Below are 12435 nucleotides of genomic sequence, written 5' to 3'. Positions count from 1 at the left end.
GTTTGGTCCATGAAATATCAGAGATGTGAACCAGGCCGTCAATGTCATCATCAATGCCGATAAAAAGACCGAATTCGGTAATGTTTTTGATTTTTCCTTCAATGATGGTGCCCACGGGATATTTCTGGGAAATGACTTCCCAGGGATTCTCAACGGTCTGTTTGATACCCAGAGAAATCCTGCGATTTTCAGGTTTAAGGTCGAGAACAACAGCCTCAACCTGTTCGCCCACGGCAACCATCTGGGACGGATGACGAATTTTGCGGGTCCAGGACATTTCAGAGACATGGATAAGGCCTTCAACTCCCTCTTCGAGTTCAATGAATGCCCCGTAATCCGTCAGGCTGACCACCCGGCCTTTGATTTTGGAATCAATGGGGTATTTATCAGCAGCCGTTGTCCAGGGATCCGGCGTCAGCTGTTTCATGCCCAGAGAGACTCGTTCTTTCTCAAAATCAAAGGAGAGAATTTTCACCTTGATCTGATCGCCGACGGAAAACAGTTCAGAGGGATGTTTAACCCGTCCCCAGGAAATATCAGTAATGTGAAGAAGTCCGTCAACACCGCCGAGATCAACAAATACACCGTATTCGGTAATATTTTTGACAATGCCGTCCATGACCTTGTCATTTTCAATGGCAGACAGGGTGGCACTGCGCATTTTCTCCCTTTCTGTTTCAAGCAGTACCCGGCGTGACAGGACAATATTGTTTCTTTTCTTGTTGTACTTAAGGATCTTAAAGGTATAAGTCTTGCCGACCATTTCATCCATGTTGCGGATGGGCCGCAGATCAGCCTGGGATCCTGGCAAAAAGGCCAGCAACCCGATATCAACGGAAAAGCCGCCTTTAACCCGACTGGTGATGACACCCTCAATGGTGCCGTCTTCGTCGTAGATATCCTTGATGGCATCCCACACTTTAACCTTTTTGGCTTTGTCACGGGACAGAAGAACAGTCTCTTCCTCTTCATCCCATACTTCAATCATCACCTCAAACTCGTCGCCGACTTTGACGTTGACATTGCCGTCTTCACCAATGAATTCATGAATTGAGATTTGTCCTTCAGATTTATATCCCACATCCACAAGGACTGTTTCCCTGCCGACGGAGATCACCGTTCCGGTGACAACCTGTCCCTCTTCAAATTTACTGAGGCTGGACTCGTAGATGTCCAGCAGTTCTTCCATGGTCTCTTCTCCGGTGAGTTCGATTTCAGACTCTTTTACCTCATTTTGGGTCTCTAATTCTTGATTCATGTTTTGGTTTTCTTCAGCAATGTTATTCATTAATATTTATCCCCCCTAATCGATGATGTTACCCGTCTTTGAATCATAAGGAAAAGATGGCAAAGGCGAATACAATTGGTTCTTATATCAACGAAAAAAAGAAAAATCAAGGAATTGCAAAATTTTTTAAGCGGTTTTGATGATGTGTTTCATTTTTTCCACCACCTGGAAAACATCTAATTCGGTGGCATCGATAAGAACAGCATCCGGGGCCTGTTTTAATGGAGATACAGCCCGTTGGGCATCATCTGCATCCCGCTTGACCATATCTTCGAGAATTTTTTCAAATAAAATTCCGGAGGCGTTTGATTCCTCAAATCGTCTTCGGGCACGCACGTTAACATCAGCGGTCAGGAAAAACTTATATGACGCATTGGGAAAAACAGCCGTGCCCATGTCCCGGCCTTCGAACACAGCATCCCTTTCCCTGGCAATGGATTTTTGAATACCCATCAATGCTGTTCGTACCTGGGGCTTTGCAGAGGTAGCCGAGGCCAGCATACTGATTTCATTGGTACGGATATATGCGCTGATATCCCGGCCCGATGATGTCAGCACAGGTCCCCGGTCATCCATGACAAAATCAAGATCAAGGCAGGCAAGAAACTGGTCAAGCAGGGCACTGTCTTCCCAGTTGATCTGTTGGCGCTTGATTTCAAACGCAACAGCTCTGTATAAAGCGCCGGTGTCCACATAAACACAGCCAAGTTCCCTTGCAAGGGTCTTTGAAACCGTTGTTTTACCGGCACCGGCCGGCCCGTCAATGGTAATGATACGCCTGTCCATTATTTTATTCCCCTGCAACACGGATGAGCGCATCCGCGCATTTTTGGTTTTCCTGGTCCGTGCCGGCATTGATGCGAACAAAGGTGTCATATCCATAGGATGCCAGGGAACGCACCACCACGCCTTTTCGAAGCAGTTTCTCACACAGCTCCCGGGAACTGGTCTTGACATCCATCATAAAAAAATTGGCCTGGGTGGGCAGCACCTCAAACCCCGCATCTGTAAATTTTTGGGTTAAAAAATCAATACCCTGATGGGTACCAGTAATGGTTTTGTACAGAAAATCCGTATCTTCCAGGGCAGCCTGGGCCGCAACCTGAGCAAGGGCGTTCACATTAAAGGGCTGACGGATCCGGTTTAAGATTTCAGCCACAGCTTTATCCATAACCCCGTATCCAATGCGGAAACCGGCAAGGCCGTATGCTTTGGAAAAGGTTCTTAGGGTTACAATTCTTGGATCCGTCAACGGCACAGCCAGAGAATTATAGACCGAATCGTTGCGTACAAATTCGATATACGCTTCATCCACAATAATCATCACGTTGTCCGGCAGTTGATCGGCAAACCGTGAAAATTCATCCTTGGTGATCACAGCCCCGGTGGGATTGAAGGGATTGGTTACAAACACCAGTTTTGTTTTAGGGGTAACTGCCTTGGCAAGCCCGTCAAGGTTCGTGGAAAAATCCTTGAGGGGCACCATAACCGGAACCCCCTTTGCGGTTTTCACACTGATCTCATACATGAGAAAGGAAGGCAGCGGCATCACGGCTTCCTGCCCGGGGTCCAGAAATCCATGGGCAAGCAGGGCAATGATATCATCGGAACCATTTCCAATGACCAGATTTTCCTTCTGAACATGGTGTTTTTCAGCAAGTTTTTGGCATAGCGTAAAAGGGACCGGCTCAGGATACCGGTTCATCCCGGGCAATCTTGACAAAACAGCCCGGGTCACTTGGGGTGAAAAGCCGAAAGGGTTTTCATTGGAGGCAAGTTTTACCGCGTTGGTGATACCATACTCGCGCTCTACCTCACTTAATGGCTTGCCGGCCTCATAGGGCTTTATGGCCTTTAGGGACTCACTGATTGAAAACAACATGAAAGATCTGCTCCATTGCTTTGCGGGTTGGATAAAACGGTATTAATTAGTTAGAATTTGAATTTTTGTCAATACCTGTGATAGGGGTTAGGGCAGAACAATTGCAAGCAACTTGCCTGCAGTTATGTCACTTTTGAATGGGTCATACGGATTATTGGAGACTAACATTGAACAAACACGCACCACGGATTAAAACCGGACTGGACACCTTAGGCGACAATCTGCCTGGATGTTTAAAGGGAAGGCGTCTGGGCCTCCTGGCAAATCCAGCTTCGATAACAAGTCAATTTGAACATGCAAAAAACGTTATATCACAACATTTTCCCGGGCAGATCTGTGCCCTGTTCTCACCCCAGCATGGTTTTTTTGCGGAAAAGCAAGACAATATGATTGAATCGGGGCATTTCAGAGACCCGGATCTGAATATACCGGTATTCAGCCTGTACAGTGAAACAAGAATTCCCACAGCCGATATGTTTGCCCGCATAGACACCCTGCTCATTGATATCCAGGATGTAGGGACCCGTGTGTATACATTTATATATACCATCTCATACTGCCTTGAAATGGCAGCAAATCTCGGCAAATCCGTGGTGATTCTGGACCGCCCCAATCCTATTGGGGGCTTACAGGTTGAGGGCAATATTCTTGAAGAGGACTATTCTTCATTTGTCGGGCGTTACCCCATCCCCATGCGCCACGGCATGACCATCGGTGAAATCGCCGCCTATATCAATACAACCCAGAAGATCAATTGTGATCTTACTGTGATTCCCATGCAGGGATGGAAAAGAGATATGTACTGGCAGGATACCGGACTATTCTGGATTCCACCATCCCCGAACCTGCCCACCCCGCTTTCAGCCATGGTTTATCCCGGCCAGGTCATCTTTGAAGGGACTAATCTGTCGGAAGGACGGGGCACCGCCCTGCCCTTTGAACAGTTCGGCGCGCCCTATGTGGATAGTCATACGTTAAAACAACGTGTACAAGGCCGCCTTGAAGGAATTGTGCTGCGGCCGGTCTGTTTCCAGCCCACATCCGGGAAATGGCAGAACCAGACATGCCAAGGTGTTCACATCCATGTAACGGACAGGAGAAAATATAAACCTTATCTGTATTCCCTGATTCTGTTACAGGAAATCATGAAAGCACATTCCAACGGATTCCAGTTCAAGGCCCCGCCTTATGAGTATGAATTTGAGCGCCTGCCTATGGACCTGATTTTAGGAAGCCGGAAGTTGCGGGAGAACCTTGAAGAAATGCATGATCCCCTTGAACTGGAAAAGGCCTGGCAGGCACCTTTGCAGCAATTTAGGCAGGAATCACAAGTCTTTTATCTATATGGTGTGTAACGATAAATCATCCATCTGCGGCGTTGCAGAAAAATTTGCAATCCTTACAACCAGAAGGTTGCTCCGGTTGCAAATTTTTCTGCACCCTGCATCTGGGCAACATAGCGAGCATGCGCTCCTCTATCGAGCCGCCCAAATACGGGGCTTTGTTGTTCAGGTACTATGGACTGATAAATCCGACAAAGCGTCATTATTTGGCGCGTTTCATACCACCGGTTTTTTTTCGAGTTCGGCAATTTGAATCTTGTCTTAATCGACAGACGCATCCGCAGACGCATCAACACCTTCGTCATTTTTCCAGGAGTCTTTCAACTCGTCAAATCCAAGGTAGAGTGCAAAGCCGCCGGCCACCAGAAGAACAACAGGGATACATCCTTTAATAATTTGCAAAAACTCTGTAAACCATACAGCCATGCCAATCACACCGAGAAGAACTGCAATAGATCCGCCAATTAACGTTTTCATAGGTTATCCTCCTTAAATTCCCGTCTAAACAAAAAGTTGATACGTGCAATACGTGATTCATACCTAAAAATTAATGTGCTTATTTCCTAATAGATGAGGAAAAATATCACAGACCCCTGATTTTATCAAGGCGTTTTTACCCATGTCAAAACACCTGAATAAATACTTTTAATTCAGGATGTTGGCATAAAAATGGGCGATTATTTCAATCGTTTATATAAAAATTATCATATTGCCATGTAAACCAAGCTCTGGTATTGAATGAACCCAAAAAAGCGTTCCTGCCACGATTGACCCTTCAAACTTCGATGGAAAAAAGGACCCCCTATGAGCTTGTTTGCACCGATAAATGACCTGGTCTCAGCCACCCGGGAAAAAATACGTAAATCAATCGAGTTTCTGCTTAACGGCTCCCATGATTATTATTCAAGTTATTATCCAGGCACCCAAAGCGTTGTTATCGATAAAATACTGGGCCATCTTGTTAATAAAATCAGCATAGATAACAACAGCCTTGAACGAATAAAAAATACAGCACCGGGGTCGATTGTTGTTTTCACCTGTAAAAACAAACATATTTTTGATTTTTTATATTTTCACACCCTTTTAAAACCCATGAACTGCCCGTATCCTGAACTGGGTTTTGATTTACGGTTTTTCTTTCTTTTACCCGCAAAACAGCTTGGACGGATTATCCTTTCCCACTTGGACTATTTTTTTCACCATTTCCACTTCAAGGATGTCTATTCCAGCGGGTATGCCCGGAAAATGCTTTTGAAGAACCGGGCAGGATTCATCACCCTTATTGAAGAGGATGAATTTTATAACAGGTTTATCAGGTCAACACCGGATCCGTTATTTCATCTGATTGAACTGCAGAAACAAACTGAAAAGCCGGTTATTATTGTGCCTGAAGATATTATCTATATCACCAAGCCCATGCATAAGAATCCAAGCCTTGGGGATATAATATTCGGCACCCATGAAAATCCCGGCCGCCTCAAAAGGATTTTCACCCTGCTGCGGCAACCGGACAAAATCCGGGTGGAAGTGGCCCGGCCCGTGAACCTGAAAGAATTCTTAGCCCGGCCTGAAATCCAGCGTCTTGATTCGGAATTCCAGACCCACCGGCTTAGAAGTCTCCTTGTGGATATCCTGAACCGCCAGCGCAAAAGCATCACCGGTCCCGTGCTTAAATCCCGCCAAGAGATCACCGAAGACATTCTTAACAGAAAATCCTTAAGAGAGTTTCTGGCTGCCTATGCAGACAAAACCCAGACCCCTTTGCGAAAGATAAACAAAAAAGCAGCTGCTTATATTGATGAAATTGCAGCCAATTACAGTTTAAGGGTAATAAATTTTTTAAACTGGCTTTTTACCCTGGTATTTAAAAACATATTTGAGGGGATTTCCGTATCCCAGGATGAGATCAACATGATGCGGGAGACCTACACCAAAGCCCCGCTGATTCTGATTCCCTGCCATAAAAGCCACCTTGATTACCTGCTATTGCCCTATATCATGTTCAAGAATAATATGCCCTGCCCCCATATTGCAGCGGGCAAAAACCTTTCCTTCTGGCCCCTTGGCCTGATATTCAGAAGTTGCGGTGCGTTTTTCCTGCGCCGGACATTCAAGGGGGCAGAGTTGTATGCCCGCATTTTTGCAGCATATATAGAGAAACTGCTCTATGAAGGGTTTAATATTAAGATTTATATTGAAGGGGGCAGAAGCCGGACGGGAAAAGTACTGCCTCCAAAAATCGGCGGGCTGTCCATGATTATCCGGGCATTTTTAAGCGGTGCCTGTGAAGATCTTTATTTTGTGCCTATTTATGTGGGATATGACAGGGTCCTGGAAGAGGACGCCTATCTCAAAGAAATTGAAGGCGGGAAAAAAACACCTGAAAACTTCAAAGGCCTGTTGAACACAAGGAAATTTTTAAAACGCAAATACGGCAAAGTGTATCTTAAATTTGACACGCCGATTTCCATGAACACGTATATGGATGAAAAAGGGGTTAATCTCAAAAAAGCCAGTGATGGGGAGTTCAGTCACTTTGTCAAGGGATTCGGATACAAACTGATAAACGCCATCAATGACAATACGGTTGCCACGCCCCATGGCATTGTCGCGTCCGGCATCCTTAACTGCTCTGAAAGCACGTTTACAAAGAAACAGATGTTTGCCCGGGTAAACACCTATATGAATCATCTGATCTTTCACGGGGCATATCTTTCCGACACATTGATGATTGACCCGGACAATGCCTTTGATTCGGTCATTGAAAATTTTCTTTCCAGAAATTTCATTGAGCTTGCCGATGAAGACGAGGATGATATCACAGACACCACCATGCTCATTGTCAAGCACAACAAAAGACCGGTCCTGGACTACTATAAAAACTCGGTGATCTGTTTCTTTGTACCGGCTGCTTATACGGCCGCAGCCATTATAGAGATCGACCGGTTTAAGTTTGAAATAGAGGACCTTGTATCCAGGTACCAGTTCTTGCAAAAACTGTTCGCGGACGAATTTTCATTTGATGAGGAAATTGCCGCACAAGAGCAGATTTCAAAGGCGTTAAAAGGCTTTATCAACGAGGGGATTCTTGTGCCTGATCCTCAATTTGCCGACACCTTCAACCTGACATCGGAAGGGTTGAGAAAATTAAAATGGTTTGCAGCCTTTCTCATTCCTTTTTTTGAATCCTATATGACCTGCCTGATCTTTCTGGAAAAAGAAAAGACAGACAAATATGATGTCAAGGAGCGTGCAAAAAAGCTGCTTTCATTCGGCACCAGACTGTATAAACGCAACCAGGTGGTACGAAAAGAATCCTTGTCCCTGATCAACTACCGCAATGCCGTGAACTATTTTGCCAAAAACGAGGTCAACGGCTCCGGGGACCAGGAACGCATAGACCAGTACAAGGAGATCATTGATCTGCTCTCCAGACGGATCTCAAGCTGATCATCGTGAAAGCCCTGATACTTGCAGCAGGATTTGGAACAAGGCTGCTGCCCTATACACAGCATTTGCCCAAGCCCCTTTTCACCATCAACGGCCGGCCGGTTCTCGACTATGCCGTTAAAAGCCTTTCAGATGCCGGGTGTACAAAAATTTTTATCAATGCACATCATTTAGCAAATGCCATTGAACGCTTTATTGACAATCACCGGTCAAAAAATCTTCTGGAAATGGTTTTTGAGCCTGTAATTCTCGACACCGGCGGGGCCATTGCCAACCTTGGCAGTCAACTGGCAGATGATGATTTTTTTGTGGTCAATGCAGATGTGATCTGTGATTTTGATCTGTCACACCTGATGGCCTGCCACAAGGCATCTGATGCCCTTGCCACCCTGCTGGTCCATGACTGCTACCGGTTCAATACCCTTTGTGTGGACCAGACAACGCCAGGGCTCGGCATTGTCAGGCACTTTTCCCAGGCCCCGGAATCCGGTCTTGCCTTCACAGGAATCCAGGCCATATCCCCGGGCATTTTCGAATACATGCCTCCTGAAAAAATATTTTCAAGCATTGATGTGTATAAAAAATTATGTGGCCTGCAAAAAATTTCTGCGCTAAACGCAAAACAGTTTTACTGGCGGGACATGGGCACACCCCAGGATTACCGGCATACGTCCAGGGAATGCCTGGCAGGCAAGATTTTTGGTATAGCCCTGTCCCGGATTCATGAAATTGAAATCCAGGCCCTGGCCGGGGACGGATCAGACCGGCTCTGGTTCCGTGCCCGGCATAACGAAAAAAGCCTGATCCTCTCGGATCACGGCATCTGCATGGATACGCCCCAATGCAGCACTGGGTCAGCCCAGTTGAATGCCTTTATAAAAATCGGGACCCATCTGACAGACAAGGGTGTTGCCGTGCCCAAAATCCTGGGTCATGACACCATGTCAGGCCAGGTGGCCGTGGCAGATCTTGGCACCACCCATCTGGCCGACCATATCCGGGGAATGGACGAAAAACAGATCATCACTTGGTATAAACGTGTTATTGACGCCCTGATTGATTTTTCTTTTAAAGGAATTGAAAATTTTGATACGGCCTGGACCTGCCAGACCCCGTCCTACTCAAAACAGATGATCCTGGATCTGGAATGCCGGTATTTTATGCAGGCCTTTGTAAATGAATACCTTGGCCGCAGAGAACAGTTCGAAACCTTTGCCCCGCAATTTTCCCATATTGCCGACAATGCACTGACTTATGCAATGAACGGGCTTATGCACAGGGACTGCCAGTCGAAAAATATCATGATCCATGACACGCACCCCTGGTTCATTGATTTTCAATCCGCACGCAAAGGCCCTTTTCAGTATGATCTGGCTTCCCTTTTAATTGACCCCTATGTTACACTGTCCCGGACTGTTCAAGATCAGCTTTTAAACTTTGCTTTGGAAAAAATAGGCCTTAACGTATCCTGTAATAAAGATGCTTTTATGCATAGTTTCAGATACTGCTGTATTTCACGCAACCTTCAGATGCTGGGCGCATTTGGTTTTCTGACCCAAATTAAAAACAAGACCCAATTTAAAAAATATATCCCGGCAGCCCTGAACGGGCTTGAATGCCGGCTCAAAAACTTAAACGACCCTGAACTTGCTGATCTGACCCATTTTGCCCAAAGCCTTCAAGGAGATTTAAAATGAATTGCATACCCATCATGATCAACGGACTGCCGGGAAATGTGGCCCGTATAATGGTTGAAGCCGCGCTCCAGGATGAGCGGTTTACCCTTGTACCGTTCTCCCTGACCGGAGAGGAAATCACCATGCCCCAGGTATCTGTGGATCAGACAAAAGTGACCCTTTTAAAACCCAGTGAAAGGGAAGATAGAATCACTAACATTCTTGAATCCTATCCTGGCTGCATCTGTGTTGATTACACCCACCCAACAGCTGTAAACAGCAATGCCCAATTTTATGTTGCGTATAAAATACCCTTTGTTATGGGCACCACAGGCGGAGACAGGCAGGATCTTGAAAACACGGTGAACAACGGGTCTGTTCCCGCAGTCATTGCACCGAACATGGCCAAACAGATCGTGGGGCTTCAGGCCATGCTTGAATACGGGGCAAGCACTTTCCCTGGACTGTTCAAAGGATTCGCGCTTCAGGTAAAAGAGAGCCACCAGCAGGCAAAAGCGGATACATCGGGCACGGCCAAGGCCCTGGTGGCCTGTTTTAATCAACTGGGCACGGAGTTTAATATTTCCGATATTGAAAAAATCAGGGATCCCAAAATCCAGAAAGCGGATTTAGGCGTTCCGGAGCAGTATATAGGGGGGCACGGATGGCATACATATACGCTGAAAGCCCCGGACGGGTCAGCATTGTTTGAACTGACCCATAACATAAACGGAAGGCAGATTTATGTTTCAGGCACCTTTGATGCGGTGGTTTTCCTAAAAAATAAAATTGATGCAAAAGCCGTTGAGCGCAAAATTTTCACCATGATTGATGTCCTGACCGCCGGGCAGTGAGCATGACGCCTCTGGTTAAATTTATACTGGTTCTTCTGGGACTGGCCTATCTTATCTCGCCTGCGGATGCGATTCCCGAAATGTATCTGCCCTGGGTGGGATGGATCGATGACAGTCTGGTTATTTTGTGCCTGTATCATCTGATCCGATATGGCCGGCTGCCCTCTTTTTTATTTAAAAAAGGCACTAAACAATCGTTTGGGAAAAAAACGCAAGATCCTGAAACAGCCAAAACATTTAGAAAAGACGCCCCAAACCGGTCGTCATCCAGGTCCAACGCAACAGGTCAGTCAGCACAAGAGAACAGTTTCACAGACATCAGTACCGTTAAATCCCCATATGAGATCCTTGGTGTGGACGAATCTTCGTCCTGGTCTCAAATTCAAAATGCGTATAAAAACAAAATCAAGCAATACCACCCGGATAAACTGTCCCACCTGGGTGAAGAATTTTCAACTCTTGCCAATGAAAAATTTTTAGAAATCCAGCAGGCATATGGAACGTTAAAATCCATTTATAATCGGTGAAAAACAATTGAATACAACACATTTTAGGAAACTGAATTGACCGGCATCAGCGAAATTCTTGTACTTATCCTTTTATTATTGTGTATCCTGATTGTCCCCCGGATGATCCCCCCGAAACCCTTGGCCAGAAGAAAAAAAACAGGACCATCTGCCAGGGTGTTCACGATGAAAATGAGGGCCGCCATTGTATTGTCGGCAGTTGTCATCATCATCAGTGCCTTGTGGACAAAACCCTGGCAGGGGCGCATTTTGATCTTTATGGTTTCAGGCGTTCTGCCCGTGGCCCTGGGATGGTCCCTTGTCTGGATACTTTCCGCACGGAAAAAATAAGATATAAGAGGTGTTGCCATGAAAATACATCTTCATAAAAATGCAACAACAACCCCTGCCCAGCGGGCATATATTCAAAACAACCCCCATCTGTCCGTTGCTACTCTGGCAGAAAAAACAGGGGTCAGTAAAACCACAATACGCCGGTGGCAAAAACGCATGGACGTATATGACCGCCCGCATACACCCAAGCGCATAAAAACCGCCCTGGCACCCATTGAAGAGATTAAAATCATCATCTGCCGGATGGCATTCAGGGCAGGCCTTGATGATCTGCATCAAATTGCAGAATCTTTTTTTAAGGTCAATTGTTCCAGGGCCAGCCTGAACAGATGTCTTAAACGGTACCAGATATCCAGGATGCCAAAACTTGGGAGATCTGTTCCATTTGACCTCAAAGATTACACAGGCACCTATTTTTATTACAATTGTTTTCATCTGCCCTCTTTTCTGGAAGACAAATCGACTGTGGTGTTGCAAACCCTTCTTGACTGCTCGTTCAGGACCTTTCATGCGCAGTTTTCCACCATGGCGCACACATTCATTTCAGATCATATCCAGTTTATTTCAAATCATATCCAGGGCTTTCCTCTAAAGGTCCTGGGCATTATCTACAATGATCCGGTAAGGATTGGCTCCGAAGACACAGGTATGAAAAATCCTGACACCGCCATTGAACAATTGTGCAGGACATTGGGCCTTCCATTCTTTCACATGGATGATCTGCATGCGGATACCATAAGTGAATTAAACTTGCGGGTGAACAAAATCGGTAACAGCCCTGACCTTAAAAAAGATACACCCCCCTGGGAAACAAACGAAGCACTAGCAAAACAGATATGCCATTACAACGTTGAACTGCCTCTCTACTTTTTAAAACAGCAAACACCTTACCAGGCCATGGAAGCCCATTACACCCATTTTCCAAACAGTTTCAAACACAAGCCCATGTGAAAATAAAAAAAGCCCTGCCAAGAATATCTTGATCAGGGCTTTTTAAAAAAGAACCGGCAGCGTTCTACTCTCCCACACAGTCTCCCATGCAGTACCATCGACGCTAAAGAGCTTAACTTCCGTGTTCGAGA

At 45.8% G+C, this 12435-nt stretch carries 11 protein-coding genes and 1 rRNA gene; 7 read left to right on the top strand and 5 right to left on the bottom strand.

What is annotated here, in order from left to right; all coding sequences use genetic code 11:
• The 3 genes from AB7U36_RS09115 to hisC form a co-directional block, all read right to left on the bottom strand.
• Window positions 1-1288: 30S ribosomal protein S1 (locus AB7U36_RS09115; RefSeq protein WP_428159472.1), on the bottom strand; the 1288-nt coding region annotated here is incomplete at its 3' end.
• Window positions 1289-1414: 126 nt separating this feature from the next.
• Complete coding sequence (cmk, locus tag AB7U36_RS09110; RefSeq protein ID WP_428159471.1) at window positions 1415-2074, bottom strand: (d)CMP kinase; 660 nt, start codon at window positions 2072-2074, stop codon at window positions 1415-1417.
• A gap of 4 nt (window positions 2075-2078) precedes the next feature.
• Complete coding sequence (gene hisC / locus AB7U36_RS09105) at window positions 2079-3170, bottom strand: histidinol-phosphate transaminase (protein WP_428159470.1); 1092 nt, start codon at window positions 3168-3170, stop codon at window positions 2079-2081.
• A 167-nt stretch (window positions 3171-3337) separates the two neighbouring features.
• Between hisC and AB7U36_RS09100 the strand changes: the two genes are divergently transcribed.
• Window positions 3338-4525, top strand: a complete 1188-nt coding sequence (locus AB7U36_RS09100; protein WP_428159469.1) for an exo-beta-N-acetylmuramidase NamZ family protein — start codon at window positions 3338-3340, stop codon at window positions 4523-4525.
• A 249-nt stretch (window positions 4526-4774) separates the two neighbouring features.
• Here AB7U36_RS09100 and AB7U36_RS09095 read toward each other — a convergent pair whose 3' ends face one another.
• Entirely contained in the window at window positions 4775-4990 is a 216-nt protein-coding gene (locus AB7U36_RS09095; RefSeq protein WP_428159468.1) for a hypothetical protein, read from the bottom strand.
• 327 nt (window positions 4991-5317) lie between these two features.
• Between AB7U36_RS09095 and AB7U36_RS09090 the strand changes: the two genes are divergently transcribed.
• The 6 genes from AB7U36_RS09090 to AB7U36_RS09065 are packed head-to-tail and all read left to right on the top strand — an operon-like array spanning window position 5318 to window position 12304.
• Complete coding sequence (locus tag AB7U36_RS09090; RefSeq protein WP_428159467.1) at window positions 5318-7963, top strand: 1-acyl-sn-glycerol-3-phosphate acyltransferase; 2646 nt, start codon at window positions 5318-5320, stop codon at window positions 7961-7963.
• Between the two features lie 5 nt (window positions 7964-7968).
• Complete coding sequence (locus tag AB7U36_RS09085) at window positions 7969-9660, top strand: sugar phosphate nucleotidyltransferase (protein ID WP_428159466.1); 1692 nt, start codon at window positions 7969-7971, stop codon at window positions 9658-9660.
• Entirely contained in the window at window positions 9657-10493 is an 837-nt protein-coding gene (gene dapB / locus AB7U36_RS09080; RefSeq protein WP_428159465.1) for a dihydrodipicolinate reductase, read from the top strand. Before AB7U36_RS09085 ends, dapB begins: the two co-directional genes overlap by 4 nt.
• A gap of 2 nt (window positions 10494-10495) precedes the next feature.
• Window positions 10496-11020 carry a DnaJ domain-containing protein gene (locus tag AB7U36_RS09075; protein WP_428159464.1) on the top strand — a complete coding sequence of 175 codons (525 nt, stop codon included), beginning with the start codon at window positions 10496-10498 and terminating at the stop codon, window positions 11018-11020.
• 36 nt (window positions 11021-11056) lie between these two features.
• Entirely contained in the window at window positions 11057-11350 is a 294-nt protein-coding gene (locus AB7U36_RS09070) for a hypothetical protein (RefSeq protein ID WP_428159463.1), read from the top strand.
• An 18-nt stretch (window positions 11351-11368) separates the two neighbouring features.
• Window positions 11369-12304, top strand: a complete 936-nt coding sequence (locus AB7U36_RS09065) for a helix-turn-helix domain-containing protein (protein ID WP_428159462.1) — start codon at window positions 11369-11371, stop codon at window positions 12302-12304.
• Window positions 12305-12355: 51 nt separating this feature from the next.
• Here the strand turns inward: AB7U36_RS09065 and rrf are convergent.
• Window positions 12356-12435: ribosomal RNA gene (rrf, locus tag AB7U36_RS09060) — 5S ribosomal RNA — on the bottom strand; the annotation flags it as partial.

It is taken from the genome of Desulfobacter sp. (assembly GCF_050177295.1).
This window is presented reverse-complemented; position numbering and strand designations above follow the sequence as displayed.